Raw genomic sequence first — 21,131 nt, 5'->3', positions numbered from 1 at the left:
GGCGACGACATGCCCCGACCGTGGCGCCGCCGTCACCTGGGCACGGAGGCGGACCGCGCCACGTTCCGCACCCTGCACAGCGCGTCGCTGGCGGCGCCGGCGCTGCGCGCCGGTCTGACCGCGGAGAGCGCCGAGCGCAGCATCCGGCACCTCCACGACCTGCTCGGCAGCCCCGCGCTCGCGATGACCGACACGGCGGGCGTCCTCGCCTGGCACGGGTCCGGGCAGCACCACGAGGAGCAGTGCGGTCGGATCGCCGCCCTGACCGTCGAGGCCGGCCGCACCCGCGTCTACGACCGGCACGACCTGCCCTGCGACCTGCCCGGCTGCGACGTCCGCGGCGCCATCGCCAGCCCGCTCGTCGTCGACGAGCGGGTGGTCGGCACCCTCCAGGTCTTCGCGACGGCGCCCACCGCGGGGCTGGCCCGCGCCACCGACGAGGTCGCGGCCTGGGTCGCCTCGCAGCTCGAGCTCGCCGAGCTCGACGCCTCCCGCAACCGGCTGATGGAGGCCGAGGTGCGCGCGATGCGCGCCCAGATCAGCCCGCACTTCATCTACAACTCACTCGGCGCGATCGCGAGCTTCGTGCGCACCGACCCCGACCGGGCCCGTGAGCTGCTGCTGGAGTTCGCGGACTTCACCCGCTACTCCTTCCGCAGGCACGGCGAGTACACGACGCTCGCCGAGGAACTGCGCTCGGTCGAGCGCTACCTGCTGCTCGAGCAGGCCCGCTTCGGCGAGCGGCTCCAGGTGACGCTCCGCATCGCGCCGGAGGTGCTGCCGGTCGCCGTACCCTTCCTGTGCATCCAGCCGTTGGTCGAGAACGCCGTCCGGCACGGGCTCGAGTCGGCGGAGGGCGGCGGGGCGATCCGGATCGTCGCGCGTGACCAGGACCAGGAGTGCGTGATCGAGGTGGAGGACGACGGCGTGGGCGAGGACCCGGACGTCGTACGCCGGGCGCTGGCCGGCGAGACCGGTCTGGACTCCGTCGGTCTCGGCAACGTCGACGGCCGGCTGCGCACGACGTTCGGCGACGACTACGGGCTGGTGGTGGAGACCGCGCCCGGCGCGGGCACCCGGGTCGTGGTGAGAGTGCCCAAGTTCGCCCCGGGGGTGCACGCATGACCACCCCACGAAATCGCGGTCTTCCCCCGCTTCGCTCCTCCAGCCCACGATTCCGCGGGGACCCCGGATGAGCCCGCTGACCGTGCTCGTCATCGACGACGAGCGACCCGCGCTCGACGAGCTGGCCTACCTGCTCGACACCGACGACCGGATCGGCGAGGTGCTCACCAGCGACTCGGCGACCGACGGGCTGCGGATCCTGCGCGAAGGGGCCGTCGACGCCGTCTTCCTCGACATCCAGATGCCCGGCCTCACCGGGCTCGAGCTCGCGCAGGTGCTGAGCCGCTTCCGCACCCCGCCGCCGGTCGTCTTCGTCACGGCCCACGAGAAGCACGCGGTCGAGGCGTTCGACCTGCGCGCGGTCGACTACGTGCTCAAGCCCGTGCGCCGGGAGCGGCTCGCCGAGGCGGTACGCCGCGTCTGCGGCGTGCTCGACGGCGTCGCGGAGTCCTCCCCGGCCCGCGACGACGCGCAGGTCGCGGTCGAGCGCGGGGGCGTCACCCGCTTCGTCAACCGCTCCGACATCACCCACGTCGAGGCGCAGGGCGACTACGCGCGGCTGCACACCGCCACGGAGTCCCACCTGGTCCGCAGCCCGCTGACGACGCTCGAGGTGGAGTGGGCCACGGCCGGATTCGTACGCATCCACCGGTCGCTCCTCGTCTCGCTCGCGCACGTGACCGAGGTGCGCATGGACGGCGGCCGCTGCACGGTCGTGGTCGGCCCCCGCGCGGTCGAGCTCGGCGTCAGCCGTCGCCACACCCGCGAGCTGCGGGAGCTGCTGATGGACAAGCGCACGGTGCAGCCGCGGACCGGGTCGTGACCCAGCCCGTCGGGCCTCCCTCGCGGGTGCGCGTCACCGGGCCCCCGCGCCGCCGGCCGCCCGCCGGCCGCACGTCGGACATCGACGCGGGCACGCGGCTCGGGGGCGTCTACATGCGCTCGCTGCTGCGCGAGCAGCTCCGGCTCGCGGTCGGCGTCCTGCTGGTGATGGGGTCGACGATCGGGCTGCTGCCGCTCGTCTTCTACCTGGCACCCGGGCTGTCCGACGTACGCCTCCTCGGCCTGCCGCTCGGCTGGCTGCTGCTCGGCGTCGTGGTCTACCCGACCCTGGTGCTGCTCGGCTGGGGCTACGTGCGCCGGGCCGAGCGCAACGAGCGCGACTTCGCCGAGATCCTCTCCGAGGCCGACAGATGAGTCACACCCCGTGAGTCCGGGCCTCGACGCCGCGCCCGGCATCGTCGCGATCACGCTGGTCACGATCGCGACGCTGGCGATCGGCACCTGGGGCCTGCGGTTCTCCCGCACGACGAGCGACTTCTTCGTCGCGTCCCGCACCGTGCACCCGCGGCTCAACGCCAGCGCGATCGGCGGCGAGTACCTCTCGGCCGCGTCGTTCCTCGGCGTCGCCGGGCTGGTGCTGATCAACGGCGCCGACATGCTGTGGTACCCGGTCGGCTGGACCGCCGGCTACCTCGTGCTCCTCGTGCTCGTGGCCGCTCCGCTGCGCCGATCGGGCGCCTACACGCTGCCGGACTTCGCCGAGGCGCGGCTCGGCTCCCGCGGCGTACGAGCCGTCTGCTCGGTGCTGGTGGTCGCGATCGGCTGGCTCTACCTGATCCCGCAGTTCAAGGGCGCCGGGCTCACCCTGCGCTCGGCGGTGGGCGCCCCCATCTGGGTCGGTCCGGTCATCGTGAGCATGGTCGTGCTCGCGAACGTCACGATGGGCGGGATGCGCAGCATCACGTTCGTGCAGGCCTTCCAGTACTGGCTCAAGCTGACCGCCCTCCTCGTCCCCGCGGCCGTGCTGCTCGTCGTGTGGGCCGGCGACGGCGCCACCCGCACGGACGGCGGTGGCGAGTGGTCGCTGCCGCTCGCCCCGGGCGGAGCGGAGGGGCTCTACGTCACGTACTCGCTGATCGTCGCGACGTTCCTCGGCACGATGGGGCTGCCGCACGTGGTCGTGCGTTTCTACACCAACCCGGACGGCCGCGCGGCCCGTCGTACGACGCTGGCCGTGCTCGTGCTGCTGGGCCTCTTCTACCTGCTGCCTCCGGTGTACGGCGCGCTCGGGCGGATCTACGCGCCGGAGCTGGCCACCGCGGGGTCCTCCGACGCGCTCGTGCTGGAGCTGCCCCGCATCATGGTCGACGGGCCGCTCGGGGAGGTGCTGACGGGGATGGTCACGGCGGGAGCGTTCGCGGCGTTCCTGTCGACGTCGTCCGGGCTGTCGATCGCGGTCGCGGGCGTGATGAGCCAGGACATCACCGGGCGGGCGCGGTTGCGCGGGCGCCGGCTGGGCGGGGTCGCGGCGTTCCGCCTCGGTGCGGTCGCGGCGGTGACGGTGCCGTGCATCATCGCGCTGCTCGCACCCGACCTGGGCGTCGCCCGGGCGGTCGGGCTCGCGTTCGCGATGGCGGCGGCGACCTTCTGTCCGCTGCTGCTGCTCGGCATCTGGTGGCGCGGGCTGACCTCGGTGGGCGCGATCGCCGGGCTGGTGGCGGGCGGGATCGGCTCGGCGGTGGCGATCGCGTGGACCGTGCGGGTCTCGGCCCCGTCGGGCTGGGTCGACGCGCTCATGGGGCAGCCGGCGGCGTGGACGGTGCCCCTCGCGCTCGTGACGATGGTGGCGGTGTCGCGGCTGACGCGGGCCCGGGTGCCCGCCGACGCGGGACGGTTCCTGGTGCGGCTGCACACGCCGGAGACCCTGGAGCTCGACCGTGGATGACTTGGCCGTCCTCGTAGCCTTGCCGACGTGCGCCTGATCCTGATCCGCCACGGCGAGACGCCGTCCAACGTCGCGGGCGCGCTGGACACCGCCCGGCCCGGCGCGCCCCTCACACCGCTCGGTCATCGCCAGGCCTCGGCCCTCCCGGCGGTGCTCACCACCGAGCGGATCGCCGCCGTCCACGCGTCGCCGCTGGTCCGCACCCAGCTGACGGCCGCGCCGCTCGCCACGGCACGCGGCCTCGACGTCGTCGTCAGCGAGGGGCTGGAGGAGGTCGGCGCCGGGTCGCTGGAGATGCACACCTCGGTGGAGTCGATCGACACCTACGCCGACACCGTCGCCGCCTGGATCGGCGGCGACCTGGACGCCACGATGCCGGGCGCCGAGAACGGGCGCACGTTCCTCGGGCGCTACAACGCGGCCGTCCGCGACCTCACCAGCAGGCACCCCGACGACGCGACGGTGGTCGCCTTCAGCCACGGCGCCGCCATCCGCACCTTCGCCTCGATGCACGGCGGTCCGCGCGAGGAGCGGCTGCTCAACACCGGAGCGGTGGTGCTGGAGGGATCGCCCACCAGCGGCTGGAAGGTCGCCGCATGGTCGCGCGACCCGCTCGGCGGTCCGCACCTGATCGACGCCGGCGCCGTCGACCCGACCGGCGACCCCGACCCGGTCTGAGGGGGGCCGCCCGGGCCGGCGCGGTCGGGCGGCGCGGAGGGATGTAACGGGGTGTTGTGGGGTCTTCCACCCCGTCATGACGGGTCAGCAGACCCCACAACACCCCGTTACAGCGCTACGACGGCGACACGACCGCCAGCCGGTACCCCCGCTTGACGACCGTCTGGACGGCGCGGGTGCCGAGGGCCGCGCGCAGGCGGGCGACCGCCATCTCGACGGCGTGCTCGGAGCCGGCGGTGCCGGAGGGCAGCATCGACAGCAGCGCCGGACGGGAGACGACGTTGCCGGGGTTGGCGACGAGCGCGTTGAGCACCGCGGCGGGTGCGGGCGTGAGCCTCACCGGGCTGCCGTCGAGGAGCACGTCGTCGCCGTGGAGCAGCAGCTGGTGGCCGCCGACGAGCTCGACCACCAGGCCCGAACGACGTGACGGCAGCTCGACCTCGAGCTGCTTGACCATCGCGGCGAGCCGGGAGCGGGCGGGGTGGATCGACGGCACGCCCCACATCTCGAAGGCGGCCGCGGTCACCGGGCCGACGCACGAGGCGACGACATCGGCCTGGAAGGCCCCGACCAGCTCGTCGCGGCGCCCGGTCGACCCGGCCGCCTCCATCAGCGCCGCCACCGCGGGAGCGGAGGTGAACGTCACCGCGTCGAGCGCCCGGTCGCAGACCAGGTCGACGAGCTCGAACACCGGCTCCGGGTCGCCGGCGGGCTCCACCCGGTAGACCGTCACGGTCGTCACGTCGGCCCCCTGCCGGCGCAGCGCGTGCGCGACCATCGACAGCGACTGACCGTGCTCCTGCACGACGATCCGACACCCCTCGAGGGGCCGCCCGCGAAGGTGCTCCAGCACGTCCTCGAAGCACTCCGACTCCGGTGCCCACAGCTCACGCAGCCCGCGCCGCCGCAGGGCCCCCACGCTCTTCGGCCCGCGGGCGAGGATGTCCGCCGACCCCAGGGCGGTCAGCAGGTCCGGCAGCACGCCCCACCGCTCGGCGGCGTCGAACCAGGAGCGCATCCCGATGCCGGTCGTGGCGACGAAGACGTCGACCGGCCGCGTCAGCACGTCGTCGGTCGCCACCCTCAGCCGTTCGTCGTCGATCCGGTTCGGGTCCAGGGACAGGGCCGGCGCCCACGCCACCGAGGCGCCGCGGCGCTCGAGCAGCGCGACCTGCTCGTCCGCCTTCCGCGCGGCCGTCACACCGATGCGAAAGCCGCTCAACGGAAGGGACTGGTTCACGGACTCTCCAAGCGTGGACCGACGAGCACCACGCCCTCGTCGACCCGGACATCGTAGGTCGGGACCCGGACGGCCGCGTCGTCGAGGCACTGCCCGGTGCGCAGGTCGAAGGCCTGCTTGTGCATCGGCGAGGCGACGAACGGCGTGCCACCGCGAGTGCCGATGATGCCGCGCGCCAGCACCGATGCCCTGGAGCAAGGGTCGTAGTTGGACATCGCATAGACGTTTCCGTCGTGTGTCCGGAAGATTGCGACCGCCACGCCGTCGACGAGCGCCGCGACACCGCCCTCGACCTCGATCTGGTCGACGCGGCAGACCGGGGTCATGTCCTCGGGGTCCCCGCGGCGTTGTTCGCCGGAGGAGCGAAGCGGGGGAGGCGAAGAACGTCGTGGGGTGTTCACCGGGCTCCCCCCACCGGGATCGTGGGTCCGAGGGACACGGCCGGGGCGATCTGCCCGCGCTCCTCGCGGAAGCTGATGTCCGGATCCGGTACGTCGGGCGCGTTCACGAAGGAGACGAACCGGGCGAGCTTCTCCGGATCCTCGATCGTGGCCCGCCACTCGTCGAAGTAGCCGTCGACGTGCCGCGCCATCGCCTCCTCCAGCTCGGTCCCGAGGCCGAGCACGTCGTCGACCACGACCTCCCGCACCCGGTCGAGCCCGCCGTCGAGGGAGTCGATCCACGACGCCGTGCGCTGGAGCCGGTCGGCCGTGCGCACGTAGTACATGAGGAACCGGTCGAGGTAGCGGACCAGCGTCGCGGTGTCGAGGTCGCCGGCCAGCAGCCGGGCGTGGGCCGGGGTGGCGCCGCCGTTGCCGCCGACGTACAGGTTCCAGCCCTTCTCGGTGGCGATGACGCCGAAGTCCTTGGCCCGCGCCTCCGCGCACTCCCGGGCGCAGCCGCTGACCCCGCCCTTGAGCTTGTGCGGCGAGCGCAGCCCGCGGTAGCGCAGCTCCAGGTCGATCGCGAGCTGCACGGAGTCCTGGACGCCGTAGCGGCACCACGTCGACCCGACGCAGGACTTCACGGTGCGCAGTGCCTTGCCGTAGGCGTGCCCGGACTCGAAGCCCGCGTCGACCAGCCGTCGCCAGATGGCCGGCAACTGCTCCATCCGGGCGCCGAGGAGGTCGATGCGCTGTCCGCCGGTGATCTTCGTGTAGAGCCCGTGGTCGCGGGCTATCTCGCCGATGACTATCAGCCCCTCGGGGGTGATCTCGCCGCCGGGGATGCGCGGCACGACGGAGTAGGTGCCGTTGCGCTGGATGTTGGCGAGATAGGCGTCGTTGGTGTCCTGGAGGGTGCGGGTGCTGCCCGCGAGCACGTGCCCGCCCAGCTGCGAGGCGAGGATCGAGGCGATCGCCGGCTTGCAGATGTCGCAACCGCGGCCGGTCCCGTGCGCCTCGACGATCCGGTCGAAGCTGCGGTAGCCGTGGACCGCCACGACGTCGAAGAGCTCCTGCCGGGTCAGCGGGAAGTGCTCGCAGATGCTCCGGTCGACCACCTGGCCCTGGCCGGCGTAGTGGTCCTCGATGATCTTCCTGGTCTGTGCCTTGCAGGAGCCGCACGTCGTGCCCGCGCGGGTGACGGCGCCCGCCTCGGCGGCCGCGATGATGTCGCCCTTGGTGACGTCGTTGCACGAGCAGACCTGCGCCTCGGTCGGCAGCGTGAGCCCTCCGCCACCACCTGCCGGCAGGATGAGGTCCTCCGGGTTGTCGGGGAGCGGCAGCCCGGAGGCGGCCAGCGGGCGCAGCACGCCGTACGCCGACGCGTCGCCCACGAGCACGCCGCCGAGCAGACGCCTGCCGTCCTCGGAGATCACCAGCTTCTTGTAGACGCCGGTCACGTCGTCGGCGTACGTCAGCTCCAGCGCGCCCTCGGTGGTGCCGTGCGCGTCGCCGAAGGAGGCGACGTCGACGCCGAGCAGCTTGAGCTTGGTGGACATGTCGGCGCCCTCGAAGCTGCCCTCGCCGCCGAGGAGCCGGTCGACGACGACCTCGGCCATCGAGTACCCCGGGGCGACCAGGCCGTACATCACGCCGCCCGGCGCGGCGCACTCGCCGATCGCCCAGATGTGCTCGTCGCTGGTGCGGCAGTGCTCGTCGACCAGGATCCCGCCGCGCTCGGCGACCGCCAGCTCGGCGGCCCGGGCGAGCGAGTCCTGCGGGCGGATGCCGGCGGAGAAGACGACCAGGTCGACGTCGAGCGACTTGCGGTCCTTGAGCGCCATGCCCGTGACCTTGCGGGCGCCGAGGATCGCCTCGGTCATGGCGCCGGTGTGCACGCTGAGCCCGAGCCGCTCGACGTGACGGCTCAGCGTGCGGCCACCGGCCGCGTCGACCTGGATCGCCATCAGCCGCGGCGCGAGCTCGACCACATGGGTCTCGAGGCCCAGCCGGCGCAGGGCGTTCGCGGCCTCGAGGCCGAGCAGGCCGCCGCCGACGACGGCGCCGCTCCGCGCCCGCCTGGCCGCCTTGCGGATCGCCTCGAGGTCCTCGATGGTGCGGTAGACGAAGACTCCCGGGAGGTCCTTGCCCGGCACCGGCGGCACGAACGGGTAGGCACCCGTCGCGAGCACCAGCGCGTCGTAGTGCAGGTCCTCGCCGGTGCTGAGCGTGACGATCCGCCGCCGTGGGGAGACCGCGACGACCTCGGAGCCGGTGCGCAGGGTGACCCGCGGGTCGTCGTACCTGCCCTTCGGCAGGAGGCTCAGCGCCTTGGCGCCGACCTCGAAGTACGACGTCAGCGCGACCCGGTCGTACGCCGGCCGCGCCTCCGCCGCGAGCACCGTGATGTCGTGCGTCTCGGTCAGGCCGCGCTCGATCGCGGCCTGCACGAAGCGGTGGCCGACCATGCCGTGACCGACGACGACGATCCTCTTCCTCAGGTGGGTCATGCGGGGTCCTCGCGAAGTTGTTGGGCGGAGGAGCGAAGCGGGGGAGGCCAAGAACTTCGTGGGGTGCTCATGCGGGGGCTCCTTCCAGGACGAGCTCGCGGACGGCGCTGGTGCAACCGCCGCAGCCGGTGGTGGCGCGGGTGGTGTCCCGGGCCTCGTCGACCGAGGCGCAGGCGCGGACCCGGCCGGCGCTGACGCCGGCACAGGCGCAGACCTCGGCCTCGTCGGGCAGCACGACGGGGGCGGCCGGCCGCTCGTTCGCGAGCAGGTCGCCGGCCTCCCCGTGCCCCAGCACGGTCGCGCGGTCGTAGTGCTGGGTGATCAGCCCGATCCGGGAGAGATCGCCCAAGAGGGTGGCGGCGACGATGACGCCGTCGCGGACGACGAGCTTGCGGTGGCTGCCGGTGACCGGGTTGGACATCTCGACCACCTCGCCGTCGGTGCGCTCGGGGTCACCGAGGACGGCGACGTCGAGGCCGGTGGCGCGCAGCCGGGCGACGGTGCGGGCGCCTGCGTATGCCACCTCCGCACCGCCCAGGTGGCGCGCCAGCAGCCCGGCCTGCTCCCACGCGGGCGGGACGAAGCCCGTCACCTGGTCGCCGCGCTGGGCGCAGTCGCCGATCGCGTGGATGTGCGGGTCGCTGGTGCGCAGGTGGCGGTCGACCACCACTCCGCGGCGCACGTCGAGACCGGCCCGGCGGGCGAGCGCCGTCGACGGGCGGCCGCCGGCCGTGAGGACGACCAGGTCGGTCTCGAGCGCGACCCCGTTGTCGAGGACCAGCCCCGAGTCGGTCCGTCGGGTGGCGCGGGCGCCGGTGTAGACAGCGGTGCCGAGCCTCGCCAGGTCGCGCGCCAGGATCGCGCCGGCCTTCGCGTCGACCTGGCCGCGGAGCAGGTGCTCGCCACCCTCGACGACCTCGGTCACCACGCCGCGGACGCTCAGCGCCCGCGCGACCTGGAGGCCGAGCAGGCCACCGCCGACGACCACCGCCCGCCGGGCCGTCGGCACCGCGGCGTCGAGCCGCTCGCAGTCGGCGAGCGTGCGGAACGCGTGCACGCGTTCGTCCAGCCGCCCGTCGACGCGCACCAGCCCGCGGATCGGCGGCAACGTCGGGGTGCTGCCGGTCGCGAGCACCAGCCGGTCGTACGGGACCCGGCTGCGGTCGGCGAGCTCGACCTCGCGCTCCGCGCGGTGGATCTCGACGACCCGCGTGCCGACGCGCAGGTCCACGCCGTCCGGCACTCGCATCGCCAGAGCCTGCGGGTCGTGGGTGCCCTCGAGCACCGCCGACAGCAGGATCCGGTTGTACGGCGCGTGCGGCTCGTCGCCGAGCAGCGTCACGTCGTGGTCCGGGAGCCCCTCGGCCAGGCGGGCGGCGGCCATGCCGGCGCCGACGATGACGACCCGGCTCATGCGGTCACCGCGCAGGCGCAGGCCTTGAACTCCGGCATCCCGCTGGACGGGTCGAGGGCGTCGTTGGTGAGCCGGTTGGCGCCGACCCAGTGGAAGGGCACGAACACCGTGTCCGGCCGGATGGTGTCGACCACCCGCGCCGGCGCCTTCAGCTCCCCGCGCCGGGTGCGCACGACGACGGGCCGCCCGTCGGCCGCACCGATCCGTCGCGCCAGTATCGGGTGCAGCTCGACGTACGGGCCGGCGTCGGGGAGGTCGCCGATCCGGCGGGTCTGCGCGCCGGACTGGTACTGCGCGAGCACGCGGCCCGTCGTCAGGTGCACCGGGTACGCCGCGTCGACCGGCTCGGCCGCGCCACGGTGCTCGACCGCCACGAACCGCGCCCGGCCGTCGGGATGCGCGAAGGCGCCGTCGAACATCCGCGGCGAGCCCCAGAAGACACCGTGCTCGTCGCGGATCCGGGCGTAGGTGATCTCGGAGTAGTCGGCACGCCCGCCGGCGGAGGCCCGGCCGAGCTCGGCGAAGACCTCCTCCGGGTCGGTCGCGAAGTCGTGGCCCAGGCGCGCGGCCAGGCCGGCGATCACGTCGAGGTCGCTGCGCACCCCGGACGGCGGCGCGACCGCCTGCTGGCGCAGGATCACCCGTCCCTCGAGGTTCGTCATCGTGCCGGTCTCCTCGGCCCACTGGGTGATCGGCAGCACGACGTCGGCCAGCGCGGCGGTCTCGCTCATCACGAGGTCGGCGACGACGAGCAGGTCGAGGTCACCGAGGCGCGACGCGACGTGCGAGGCGTTGGGCGCGGAGACGACGATGTTGGAGCCGAAGACCAGCAGCGCCTTCGGGCCGCTGCTGGTGCCGAGCGCGTCGAGCAGCTCGTACGCCGACCGCCCGGCGCCCGGCAGCGAAGACGGGTCGACGCCCCACACGCCGGCGACGTGCGCCCGAGCGGCGGGGTCGTCGATCATCCGGTAGCCGGGGAGCTGGTCGGCCTTCTGCCCGTGCTCGCGACCGCCCTGGCCGTTGCCCTGGCCTGTGAGACAGCCGTAGCCGGCGTACGGCCTACCCGGCATGCCGAGGGCCAGCGCGACGTCGATCCAGGCGAGCACCGTGTCGGTGCCCTGCGCGTGCTGCTCGGCGCCGCGGGCGGTGAGGATCGTGACCCGCTCCGAGGCGGCCAAGAGCGCGGCCAGCCGGCGCAGCTGAGCGGCTTCGACGCCCGTGACCCGCTCGACCCGCTCCGGCCACCATGTCGCGACCACGCGCCGGACGTCGGCCCAGCCGACGGTGCGCGCCGCGACGTACTCCTCGGCGACCGCACCCGCCGCGTCGAGCAGGTGCAGCAGCCCCAGCGCCAGGGCGAGGTCGGTGCCCGGCACCGGCTGGAGGAACGTGTCGGCGCGTTCGGCGGTCGGCGTGCGCCGCGGGTCGATCACGACGACGTGGCCACCACGCGCCCGCAGCCGGTCGAGGTGCCGGGCGGCCGGGGGCATGGTCTCGGCGAGGTTCGACCCGACCAGCACCAGCACGTCGGTCTGCTCGACGTCGGCGAGAGGGAACGGCAGCCCACGGTCGATCCCGAACGCCCGGTTGGCTGCCGACGCCGCCGACGACATGCACCAGCGGCCGTTGTAGTCGACCTGCGAGGTGCCGAGCGCGACCCGGGCGAGCTTGCCGAGCTGGTAGGCCTTCTCGTTGGTCAGGCCGCCACCCCCGAAGACCGCAACGGCGTCCGCGCCGTACGACGCGCGCAGGTCGCGCAGCCGGCCCGCCACGAGGTCGAGCGCCTCGTCCCACCCCGCCGCCCGCAGCTCGCCGGTCGTCCGGTCGCGCACCAGCGGCGTGGTCAGCCGCTCGCGGTGCCCGCGCAGGCCGGTGGCCGTCCAGCCCTTGCGGCACAGGGCTCCCTCGTTGACCGGGAACTCCGGCCACGGCTGCACCTCGAGCGTGCGCCGGCCCTCGAGGACCATCCCGCACTGGAGCGAGCAGTAGGGGCAGTGCGTCTTCATTCAGACCCCGGCCATCGCCGGCTTCGTGGCCTTCGCGGGCGCGCGGAGGTAGACGGCGACGGTCACCAGCGCGCAGACCACGTAGAAGCACGCGAACACCACGAACGCGCCCCGGGTCGCCGACAGCGGGTCGCCGACCCACGGCGAGCTGAACGCGAGCGGGATCAGGAACCCGCCCAGCGCACCGACCGCGCCGATGACGCCGAGCGCCGCCGAGGACTGCCTGGTCGCGGCGGACAGCGCGGCCGCCCGCTCCGGCGTACCCGCCTCGGTGGCGGCCTCGGCCTCGCGGCGCCAGATCGCCGGGATCATCTTGTACGTCGAGCCGTTGCCGATGCCGGTGGAGGCGAAGATCAGCAGGAAGAACCCGAGGAACCACGGGAACGACTCCCGGTTGTCGGAGCCCGCCGACATCCGGCCCAGGGTCCAGAGCAGGCCGAGCGTGCAGGCGGCCAGACCGACGAACGCCGCGAGGGTGACCCGCGCGCCGCCGTACCGGTCGGCGAGCCAGCCACCGAAGGGACGTGTCAGCGAGCCGACCGCGGCACCCAGGAACGCGTAGTAGGCGAAGACGATGCCGGAGAAGTTGAGCTCGATCAGCAGCGGCATCGCGGCCGAGTAGCCGATGAAGGACCCGAACGTGCCGATGTAGAGGAACGCCATGGTCCACGTGTGCGGCTTGCGCACCACCGCGAGCTGCTCGCGCGGCTTCGAGGTCGCCGAGGTCAGGTTGTCCATCCAGAGGTACGCCGCGATCGTCGCGACCACCGCCAGCCCGGCGTACACGAAGCCCGCCGTCTGCAGGTGGACCCCGCCGTCCGACGCCCGGACCAGGCCGAAGATCCCGGCACCGCCGACGAGGACCGGCAGCAGCAGCTGGATGATCGCGACCCCGAGGTTGCCGCCCGCGGCGTTGAGGCCGAGCGCCGTGCCCTTGCGGTGCGCCGGGTAGAAGAAGTTGATGTTCGCCATCGAGCTGGCGAAGTTGCCGCCCCCGAAGCCCGCGGTCGCGGCGATCAGGCAGAAGACCCAGTACGGCGTGCCCGGGTTCTGCACGGCGACCGCGAAGAGCAGGGTCGGCACCAGCAGCAGGCCGGCGCTCACCATCGTCCAGTTGCGGCCGCCGAACCTCGGCACCGCGAAGGTGTAGGGCAGCCGCAGCAGCGAACCGACCAGGTTGGGCACGGCGACGAGCAGGAAGAGCTGCTGCGCGGTGAACTCGAAGCCCGTCTGCAGCAGGAACGCCGAGCTCACGCTCCAGATCAGCCAGACCGAGAAGCCGAGGTGCTCGGCGAAGATCGACCAGACCAGGTTGCGGCGAGCCACCTGGCGGCCGCCGTTCGCCCAGAACTCCGGGTCCTCCGGCCGCCAGTCGTCGATCCAGTGTCGGGTGCGGCGGGTCATGGCGACCACGCTCGGCGGCGCAGATTTCGCCGGGCGCCGGGCGCCGTGCCGGGGACGTCAACTTGTCCTCACGGCCTCACGGGACACCCGGCGGTCGAGGTGGGCGTCCCACCGGACGGCGTACGGCGGGAAACCGCTCGTCCCGCGAGACCGACCGCTCGTCGTTTCGACCGCCCCGTTCGGCGCGGATCCGGCTCGCACCCGTGCCGCACGCCGACGCGCGCGGGCATCGTGACGGCGATCACACCATTCCCCCGAGAAGGGTGCCCCCGTGACCGAGCCCGCCGTTTCCCATGACCACGCTCGTCGACACGACCCGGTGTACGACGACCTGCACGCCCTGCCCGAGTTCGCGCGGCTGCGCGCGCTCTTCCGCGGCTTCGTCTTCCCGGCGACCGTCGCCTTCCTGGCCTGGTACCTCCTCTACGTCGTCATGAGCAACTGGGCCACCGACTTCATGAGCACCGAGGTGGTCGGCAACGTCAACGTCGCGCTCGTCTTCGGGCTGCTCCAGTTCGCGACGACCTTCGCCATCGCCTGGCTGTACGCGCGGTACATGAACCGCAACGTCGACCCGATCGCGCGCGACATCGAGAAGCGCTACAACGACTCGATCGGGGGTGCTGCCCGATGAGCTCGGACACCCTCACCGCGATCCTCTTCCTCATCGTCGTCGCCATCACGATCGGCATCACGTTCTGGGCCAGCCGGCAGACCCGGGGCGCGGCCGACTACTACGCGGGCGGCCGGTCGTTCAGCGGCTTCCAGAACGGCATGGCGATCTCGGGCGATTACATGTCCGCCGCGTCGTTCCTCGGCATCTCGGGAGCGATCGCGCTCTACGGCTACGACGGCTTCCTCTACTCGATCGGCTTCCTGGTCGCCTGGCTGGTCGCGCTGCTGCTCGTCGCGGAGCTGCTGCGCAACTCCGGCCGCTACACGATGGCCGACCAGCTCGCCTACCGGATGAAGCAGCGTCCCGTGCGCACCGCCGCCGCCACGTCGACGGTCGTGGTGTCGATCTTCTACCTGCTCGCCCAGATGGTCGGCGCCGGCGCGCTGGTCGCACTCCTGCTCGGCGCGAGCTCGGACGCCGCGAAGAACCTGACGATCGCGGTCGTCGGCCTGCTGATGATCTTCTACGTGACCGTCGGCGGCATGAAGGGCACCACGTGGGTCCAGATCGTCAAGGCGGTGCTGCTGATGGGCGGCACGATCCTGATCACGATCCTCGTGCTGGCCGAGTTCAACTTCAACATCTCCGACCTGCTGGGGTCCGCCGCGGCCAACACGGGCAAGGGCGACGCGTTCCTCCAGCCCGGCCTGAGGTACGGCGTCGACACGACGTCGAAGATCGACTTCCTCAGCCTCGGCCTGGCTCTCGTCCTCGGCACCGCCGGCCTCCCCCACATCCTGATCCGCTTCTACACGGTGCCGACCGCCCGGCACGCCCGCCAGTCGGTGCTGTGGGCGATCGGCCTGATCGGCGCGTTCTACCTGATGACGCTGGCGCTCGGGTTCGGTGCCGCCGCGCTGCTCGACACCGGCCCGGAGAGCAAGGTCGCGACCTCCGCCGGCAACCTGGCCTCGCCGTTGCTGGCCGAGGAGGTCGGCGGCGGAGCCGGGTCGACCGGAGGGTCGATCCTGCTGGCGCTGATCGGGGCGGTGGCGTTCGCGACGATCCTCGCGGTGGTGGCGGGACTGACGCTCACCTCCGCGTCGTCGGTGGCGCACGACCTCTACGCGACCGTGTTCAAGCGCGGCGCGGCCTCCGAGCGTGACGAGGTGCGGGTCGCCAAGATCGCGGCGTTCGTCATCGGTGGCGTGGCGATCGCACTGGCGATCCCGGCGCAGTCGCTGAACATCGCGTTCCTGGTCGCGCTCGCGTTCGCGGTCGCCGCATCGGCGAACCTGCCGTCGCTGATCTACAACCTCTTCTGGCGCCGCTTCAACACCCGCGGCGCCGTGTGGGCGATCTACGGCGGCCTGATCATCTGCGTCGGCCTGGTGTTCTTCTCGCCGGTCGTCTCCGGGACGCCGACGGCGATGTTTCCCGACCACGACTGGCAGTGGTTCCCGCTGAGCAACCCCGGCATCATCTCGATCCCCGCCGGCTTCCTGCTCGGCTGGCTCGGCACGGTCACCTCGCGCGAGCCGGACACGGCCGAGCGCTACACCGAGCTGGAGGTGCGCGCGCTGACCGGTGCCGGCGCGGAGCAGGCCGTCCAGCACTGAGCCGCGCGCACCCGCGCACACTGGCCACTCACCCACCGGTACCCGCCACGTCCTAATGTGGCGGGTACCCCTACTTGTGACGACCGAGCCCAGGAGAGACCGTGAGCGAAGAGACGCTGTCCAACCTCCTCAAGGAAGACCGTCGGTTCGAGCCGCCGGCCGAGATCGCCGAGCACGCGAACCTCAAGTCCGAGGCCTACGACCGGGCCCGGCAGGACCGCGAGGCGTTCTGGGCCGAGCAGGCCGAGCGCCTGGACTGGTCGCAGAAGTGGGACCGCGTCCTGGACTGGGACGACCCGCCGTTCGCGAAGTGGTACGTCGGCGGCAAGCTCAACGCGGCGTACAACTGCGTCGACCGGCACGTCGAGGCAGGCCGCGGCGACAAGGTCGCGCTGCACTGGGTGGGCGAGCCGGTGGACGACAAGCGCGACATCACCTACGCCGAGCTGCAGGACGAGGTGTGCCGGGCCGCCAACGCCCTCCTCTCGTTGGGCGTCGGGGCGGGCGACCGAGTGGCGATCTACCTGCCGATGATCCCGGAGGCCGTGGTCGCCATGCTCGCCTGCGCGCGCATCGGCGCCCCGCACACGGTGGTCTTCGGCGGCTTCTCGGCCGACGCCCTGGCCTCCCGGCTCGAGGACTGCCAGGCCAAGGTCGTGATCACCTCCGACGGCGGCTACCGGCGCGGCAACCCCTCGGCGCTGAAGCCCGCGGTCGACGAGGCGCGCACCAAGACGGACGTCGTCGAGAAGGTGCTCGTCGTGCGCCGTACCGGCCAGGACCTCGGCGAGGGGGGCTGGGACGACGCGGTCGACGTGTGGTGGCACGACGTGGTCGACGGCGCCTCGGCCGACCACACCCCCGAGGCGTTCGACGCCGAGCACCCGCTCTACGTCATGTACACCTCCGGCACGACCGGCAAGCCGAAGGGCATCCTGCACACGACGGGCGGCTACCTCGTGGGCTCGGCGTACACGCACTGGGCGGTCTTCGACCTCAAGCCCGAGACCGACGTCTACTGGTGCTCGGCCGACATCGGCTGGGTGACCGGCCACTCCTACCTGGTCTACGGGCCGCTCGCGAACGGCGTGACCCAGGTGATGTACGAGGGCGTGCCCGACAGCCCCGAGCGCGGCCGCTGGTGGAAGATCATCCAGGACTACGGGGTCACGATCTTCTACACCGCCCCGACCGCGATCCGCTCGTTCATGAAGCAGGGTGCCGAGATCCCGGACAGGCACGACATGTCCTCGCTGCGGATCCTCGGGTCGGTGGGCGAGCCGATCAACCCGGAGGCCTACGTCTGGTACCGCCACGTCATCGGCGGCGACCGCACGCCGGTCGTCGACACCTGGTGGCAGACCGAGACCGGCATGATCATGATCAGCCCCCTGCCCGGCGTCACCCACGGCAAGCCGGGCTCGGCGATGACCCCGATCCCCGGCGTCGCCGCCGAGGTCGTCGACGAGGCCGGCGAGCCGGTGCCCGACGGGTCGGGCGGCTACCTGGTGCTCACCGAGCCGTGGCCGGCGATGCTGCGCACCATCTGGGGCGACGACGAACGGTTCAAGGACACCTACTGGGCGCGCTTCGCCGAGCAGGGCTACTACTTCGCCGGCGACGGCGCGAAGAAGGACGACGACGGCGACATCTGGGTGCTCGGCCGGGTCGACGACGTCATGAACGTCTCCGGCCACCGGCTCTCCACCACCGAGATCGAGTCCGCCCTGGTCTCGCACCCGAAGGTGGCCGAGGCCGCGGTCGTCGGCGCCAAGGACGAGGACACCGGTCAGGCCGTCTGCGCGTTCGTGATCCTTCGCGAGGACGCTGGTGACGGGGGCGACGACATCGTCAAGGAGCTGCGCGGGCACGTCCGCAAGGAGATCGGCCCGATCGCGACCCCGCGGCAGATCATGATCGTCCCCGAGCTGCCCAAGACCCGCTCCGGCAAGATCATGCGCCGCCTGCTCCGCGACGTCGCCGAGCACCGCGAGGTCGGCGACGTGACCACCCTCGCCGACTCCTCGGTGATGGACCTGATCTCGCAGGGCATCGACTCCGGCAGGTCCGAGGACTGACCCCCGCTGACCCGCCCGAAACTTTCGGGCGGGTCAGCGTCTAGGGTGGTGGCGGTGCGCCGGGAAGTCTGGTCGGCAGTCGACTCGACCTACCCCGAGGAGCAGCGTGAGCCCCACCGACGAGCCCCGCGACGCCCCTCGCGACGACCCCCGGGATGGGCGAGCGCCACGTCGTACGGCGCGGCTCTTCGCCCGGGGCTCGTGGCTGGAGAGCTCGCGCGCCGCCGAGATCCTGCGGGCCGAGACCACGGGCGGCCTGATCCTCATCGTCGCCGCGGCGGTCGCGCTCGTCTGGGCGAACACCCCCTGGGGAGGCTCCTACTTCGACCTCCGGGACGCCGTCGTCGGGCCTGAGGTCGTGCACCTCGACCTGCCCGTCGGACTGTGGGCCGCCGACGGGCTCCTGGCGATCTTCTTCTTCGTCGCCGGGCTCGAGCTCAAGCGGGAGTTCGTCGCCGGCGACCTCCGGGACCCCCGCCGCGCCGCGCTGCCCGTCGTCGCCGCGGTCGGAGGCATGGCGGCGCCGGCCCTCATCTACGTGCTCTGGAACCTGGGCACCGACGACCTGGTCGGCTGGGCCGTCCCCACTGCGACCGACATCGCCTTCGCGGTCGCGGTGCTCGCCGTGATCAGCACCCACCTTCCGTCGGGGCTGCGGACCTTCCTCCTCACCCTCGCGGTCGTCGACGACCTCCTCGCGATCACGGTGATCGCCCTGTTCTACACCGACGACCTGCACCTGCCCTACCTCGCGCTCGCGCTGCTCCCGATCGCGGCGTTCGGGCTCCTCGTGCAGCGGCACGTGCACCGCTGGTGGCTGCTCATCCCGCTGGCCGTCGTCGCCTGGACGCTGGTGCACGAGTCCGGCGTGCACGCCACGGTCGCGGGCGTCCTGCTCGCCTTCACCGTGCCGGTCCTGCGCCGCGACGGCGAGCAGGGTCCCGGGCTCGCCGAGCACCTCGAGCACCTCGTGCGGCCGGTCTCCGCCGGCTTCGCCGTGCCCGCCTTCGCGTTCTTCGCGGCCGGCGTCCACATCGGCGGCTGGGCGGGCCTGACGGACTCGATGAGCGACCGGGTCGCGCTCGGCATCGTCTGCGGGCTCGTCCTCGGGAAGCCGCTGGGCATCGTCGCCAGCACCTGGCTGCTGCGCACCTTCACCCGCGCCGACCTCGACGACGAGCTCTCGTGGCTCGACGTCGTCGGCATGGCGATGCTCGCCGGCATCGGCTTCACGGTCTCACTGCTGATCGGCGAGCTCGCGTTCGACGACCACTCGACGACCGGCGAGCGGGTGAAGGTCGCGGTGCTGGTGGGCTCGGTGGTCGCCGCCTCGATCGCGGCCGTGGTGCTCCGCCTGCGCAACCGCGTCTATCGGCGGATCTGCGAGGCCGAGGAGATCGACAGCGACCACGACGGGGTGCCCGACGCATTCGAGTCCGTCACGGATCGGTGATCCGGCCGGGCAGCAACGCAGCGAGCACGGACGTCAACGTGATCGCGCCGAGCAGCGCGCCCTTGGTCCCGGGGCCCTGGACCACCGCGACGATCGGGCTCCGCTCCGCGGCCATGAGTGCGGCGACCGCCAGCAGCGACTCGTCGGGCCCGACCACCGGTAGCCGGGACCGGTCCCGCGGCAGCAGCTCGACCACCGTCTTGTGCTCGAGCGCATCGCACATGTGGTCGACGAAGTCGTCGTCCACCACGCCCGCCAGGGTGCGGTCGTCGCGGATGTAGCCGGGAATCACCAGGCGCAGCACCTGCGAGCCCGGCAGCACGGCGACCGGATGGTCGTCGTCGTCGACCACGATCAGTCCCGGCCGCTGCTCCTCGGTGAGGAGTCGGGCGGCGTCGACGGCACCGCTCCCCTGCGCGACGACCGGGTAGGGCTTCGCGAGCTCAGACGCCTTCACGCCGCCGACGCTATCCCACCGGTGCCGGGGCCACGGCCGGTCGCGGGATAGGGTCGGCCGGGGCGTGCCGGGAAGTCTGGTCGGCATCGACGACCCGACCCCTGAGGAGCCGCCGTGGCCATCGCAGCCATCGCCATCTTCGTCGGTGCCTACGTCCTGCTGGTGACCGAGAAGGTGCATCGCACCGCGGTCGCGCTCGGCGGTGCGTCCCTGATGCTGCTGCTGCGGATCACCGACTCCGAGCACGCGTTCTTCTCCGAGGAGACCGGGATCGAGTGGAACGTCATCTTCCTGCTGCTCGGGATGATGATGATCGTCGCGGTCCTGAGGCAGACCGGCGTCTTCGAGTACGTCGCGATCTGGTCGGCCAAACGCACCCGGGGCCGGCCCTACCAGCTCATGGTGATGCTGTGCGTCCTGACGGCGGTGGCCTCGGCGCTGCTCGACAACGTCACGACCATCCTGCTCATCGCCCCGGTGACCTTCCTGGTGTGCCAGCGGCTCGACCTGCGGCCGACGCCGTACCTGATGGCCGAGGTGTTCGCGTCCAACATCGGCGGCGCCGCGACCCTGGTCGGCGACCCCCCGAACATCATCATCGCGGCCCGCGGTGACCTCAGCTTCAACGACTTCCTCGTCCACCTCGCACCGATCGTCGTGGTGCTCATCGTCGCCTTCTGCCTGCTCTGCCGATGGCTGTTCCGGCGTGAGTTCCGGTACGACGCGGAGCGCGCCGCCTCGGTGATGTTGCTCAACGAGCGGGAGGCGATCACCAACCCCGGGCTGCTGGTCAAGTCCCTGGCCGTGCTCGCCCTGGTCATCGCCGCGTTCGTGCTCCACCCGGTGCTGCACTACGAGCCCTCGGTCGTCGCGCTGCTCGGAGCCGGCCTGCTCCTCCTCATCACCGAGGTGGAGGTCTCCGACGCCCTCCGCGAGGTCGAGTGGCCGACCCTCGCCTTCTTCGCCGGCCTCTTCGTGATGGTCGGCGGCCTGGTCGAGGCCGGGGTGATCGGTCGGGTCGCGGAGGCCACCGCGGACGCGACCGAGGGTCGACTCGGGCTCGCCACCTTCGGCCTCCTGGGCGGGTCGGCGCTGATCTCCGCCATCGTCGACAACATCCCCTACGTCGCGACGATGAGTCCCATCGTCGCCGAGCTCGTCGCGGCGCAGCACGGCGACGGCCAGGTCCTCTGGTGGGCGCTCGCCCTCGGTGCGGACCTCGGCGGCAACGCCACGGCGATCGGCGCCTCCGCCAACGTGGTGGCGCTGGGCATCGCCGACCGCGAGGGCCACCACATCGGGTTCTGGGAGTTCACGAAGTACGGCCTGGTCGTCACCGCCGTCACGGTGACCTTGTGCATGCCTTACCTGTGGCTGCGGTACCTCTGAGTCAGCCGATCGGTAAGGTCGGTCCCGTCAG

At 72.5% G+C, this 21,131-nt stretch carries 17 protein-coding genes; 10 read left to right on the top strand and 7 right to left on the bottom strand.

Going from position 1 to position 21,131, the window contains the following annotated elements; genetic code table 11:
* The first annotated feature begins 9 nt into the window (after nucleotides 1–9).
* From PZ894_RS08620 to PZ894_RS08600, 5 genes are all read left to right on the top strand, one after another.
* The gene (locus PZ894_RS08620; protein ID WP_275744094.1) at nucleotides 10–1,125 is read left to right on the top strand and encodes a histidine kinase; all 1,116 of its coding nucleotides are present in this window, start codon (nucleotides 10–12) and stop codon (nucleotides 1,123–1,125) included.
* 67 nt (nucleotides 1,126–1,192) lie between these two features.
* The gene (locus PZ894_RS08615) at nucleotides 1,193–1,948 is read left to right on the top strand and encodes a LytTR family DNA-binding domain-containing protein (protein ID WP_275744093.1); all 756 of its coding nucleotides are present in this window, start codon (nucleotides 1,193–1,195) and stop codon (nucleotides 1,946–1,948) included.
* Nucleotides 1,945–2,322 (top strand): hypothetical protein, encoded by a 378-nt coding sequence (locus tag PZ894_RS08610; protein WP_275744092.1) that lies wholly within the window; start codon nucleotides 1,945–1,947, stop codon nucleotides 2,320–2,322. Before PZ894_RS08615 ends, PZ894_RS08610 begins: the two co-directional genes overlap by 4 nt.
* Before the next feature lie 10 nt (nucleotides 2,323–2,332).
* Entirely contained in the window at nucleotides 2,333–3,853 is a 1,521-nt protein-coding gene (locus PZ894_RS08605; protein WP_275744091.1) for a cation acetate symporter, read from the top strand.
* A gap of 27 nt (nucleotides 3,854–3,880) precedes the next feature.
* Entirely contained in the window at nucleotides 3,881–4,531 is a 651-nt protein-coding gene (locus PZ894_RS08600; RefSeq protein WP_275744090.1) for a histidine phosphatase family protein, read from the top strand.
* A 115-nt stretch (nucleotides 4,532–4,646) separates the two neighbouring features.
* On the opposite strand, the gene PZ894_RS08595 is transcribed toward PZ894_RS08600, so the two are convergent.
* From PZ894_RS08595 to PZ894_RS08570, 6 genes are all read right to left on the bottom strand, one after another.
* Nucleotides 4,647–5,771: a uroporphyrinogen-III synthase gene (locus PZ894_RS08595; protein ID WP_275744089.1), complete on the bottom strand. Its 1,125-nt coding sequence runs from the start codon at nucleotides 5,769–5,771 to the stop codon at nucleotides 4,647–4,649.
* Nucleotides 5,768–6,097 (bottom strand): nitrite reductase small subunit NirD, encoded by a 330-nt coding sequence (nirD, locus tag PZ894_RS08590; RefSeq protein ID WP_275744088.1) that lies wholly within the window; start codon nucleotides 6,095–6,097, stop codon nucleotides 5,768–5,770. The genes PZ894_RS08595 and nirD overlap by 4 nt, the downstream gene beginning before the upstream one ends.
* Before the next feature lie 71 nt (nucleotides 6,098–6,168).
* Entirely contained in the window at nucleotides 6,169–8,664 is a 2,496-nt protein-coding gene (gene nirB / locus PZ894_RS08585) for a nitrite reductase large subunit NirB (RefSeq protein ID WP_275744087.1), read from the bottom strand.
* A gap of 67 nt (nucleotides 8,665–8,731) precedes the next feature.
* On the bottom strand, nucleotides 8,732–10,078 hold the full coding sequence (locus PZ894_RS08580; protein ID WP_275744086.1) for an FAD-dependent oxidoreductase: 1,347 nt from the start codon (nucleotides 10,076–10,078) through the stop codon (nucleotides 8,732–8,734).
* Nucleotides 10,075–12,084 carry a molybdopterin oxidoreductase family protein gene (locus PZ894_RS08575; RefSeq protein ID WP_275744085.1) on the bottom strand — a complete coding sequence of 670 codons (2,010 nt, stop codon included), beginning with the start codon at nucleotides 12,082–12,084 and terminating at the stop codon, nucleotides 10,075–10,077. The genes PZ894_RS08580 and PZ894_RS08575 overlap by 4 nt, the downstream gene beginning before the upstream one ends.
* Complete coding sequence (locus PZ894_RS08570) at nucleotides 12,085–13,488, bottom strand: MFS transporter (RefSeq protein ID WP_275744084.1); 1,404 nt, start codon at nucleotides 13,486–13,488, stop codon at nucleotides 12,085–12,087. It lies immediately after the preceding gene.
* Between the two features lie 271 nt (nucleotides 13,489–13,759).
* On the opposite strand from PZ894_RS08570, the gene PZ894_RS08565 reads away from it, so the two are divergent.
* The 4 genes from PZ894_RS08565 (at nucleotide 13,760) to nhaA (ending at nucleotide 19,254) form a co-directional block, all read left to right on the top strand.
* The gene (locus PZ894_RS08565; protein ID WP_275744083.1) at nucleotides 13,760–14,122 is read left to right on the top strand and encodes a DUF485 domain-containing protein; all 363 of its coding nucleotides are present in this window, start codon (nucleotides 13,760–13,762) and stop codon (nucleotides 14,120–14,122) included.
* The gene (locus tag PZ894_RS08560; RefSeq protein ID WP_275744082.1) at nucleotides 14,119–15,723 is read left to right on the top strand and encodes a cation acetate symporter; all 1,605 of its coding nucleotides are present in this window, start codon (nucleotides 14,119–14,121) and stop codon (nucleotides 15,721–15,723) included. The genes PZ894_RS08565 and PZ894_RS08560 overlap by 4 nt, the downstream gene beginning before the upstream one ends.
* Nucleotides 15,724–15,824: 101 nt before the next feature.
* Nucleotides 15,825–17,801 carry an acetate--CoA ligase gene (gene acs, locus PZ894_RS08555; RefSeq protein WP_275744081.1) on the top strand — a complete coding sequence of 659 codons (1,977 nt, stop codon included), beginning with the start codon at nucleotides 15,825–15,827 and terminating at the stop codon, nucleotides 17,799–17,801.
* 106 nt (nucleotides 17,802–17,907) lie between these two features.
* Nucleotides 17,908–19,254 carry a Na+/H+ antiporter NhaA gene (gene nhaA, locus PZ894_RS08550; protein WP_275744080.1) on the top strand — a complete coding sequence of 449 codons (1,347 nt, stop codon included), beginning with the start codon at nucleotides 17,908–17,910 and terminating at the stop codon, nucleotides 19,252–19,254.
* On the opposite strand, the gene PZ894_RS08545 is transcribed toward nhaA, so the two are convergent.
* On the bottom strand, nucleotides 19,241–19,711 hold the full coding sequence (locus tag PZ894_RS08545) for a CBS domain-containing protein (protein ID WP_275744079.1): 471 nt from the start codon (nucleotides 19,709–19,711) through the stop codon (nucleotides 19,241–19,243). The two genes, nhaA and PZ894_RS08545, sit on opposite strands and share 14 nt — an antisense overlap.
* A gap of 114 nt (nucleotides 19,712–19,825) precedes the next feature.
* Here PZ894_RS08545 and PZ894_RS08540 point away from each other — a divergent pair, with 114 nt between their 5' ends.
* Nucleotides 19,826–21,100 carry an ArsB/NhaD family transporter gene (locus tag PZ894_RS08540; RefSeq protein WP_275744078.1) on the top strand — a complete coding sequence of 425 codons (1,275 nt, stop codon included), beginning with the start codon at nucleotides 19,826–19,828 and terminating at the stop codon, nucleotides 21,098–21,100.
* Nucleotides 21,101–21,131 lie beyond the last annotated feature (31 nt).

Origin of the sequence: Nocardioides sp. YIM 152315, from assembly GCF_029210375.1 — a bacterium.
In the GTDB taxonomy this organism is placed as follows: domain Bacteria; phylum Actinomycetota; class Actinomycetes; order Propionibacteriales; family Nocardioidaceae; genus Nocardioides.
The sequence above is the reverse complement of the archived record's forward strand: the minus strand, read 5'-3'. Positions and strand labels throughout refer to the sequence as shown.

Coding starts and splice junctions, on each gene's coding strand:
- PZ894_RS08620 (WP_275744094.1), top strand. CDS start 10: ATGCCCCGACCGTGGCGCCGCCGTCACCTGGGCACGGAGGCGGACCGC.
- PZ894_RS08615 (WP_275744093.1), top strand. CDS start 1,193: ATGAGCCCGCTGACCGTGCTCGTCATCGACGACGAGCGACCCGCGCTC.
- nirD (WP_275744088.1), bottom strand. CDS start 6,097: ATGACCCCGGTCTGCCGCGTCGACCAGATCGAGGTCGAGGGCGGTGTC.
- nirB (WP_275744087.1), bottom strand. CDS start 8,664: ATGACCCACCTGAGGAAGAGGATCGTCGTCGTCGGTCACGGCATGGTC.
- PZ894_RS08580 (WP_275744086.1), bottom strand. CDS start 10,078: ATGAGCCGGGTCGTCATCGTCGGCGCCGGCATGGCCGCCGCCCGCCTG.
- PZ894_RS08575 (WP_275744085.1), bottom strand. CDS start 12,084: ATGAAGACGCACTGCCCCTACTGCTCGCTCCAGTGCGGGATGGTCCTC.
- PZ894_RS08570 (WP_275744084.1), bottom strand. CDS start 13,488: ATGACCCGCCGCACCCGACACTGGATCGACGACTGGCGGCCGGAGGAC.
- PZ894_RS08560 (WP_275744082.1), top strand. CDS start 14,119: ATGAGCTCGGACACCCTCACCGCGATCCTCTTCCTCATCGTCGTCGCC.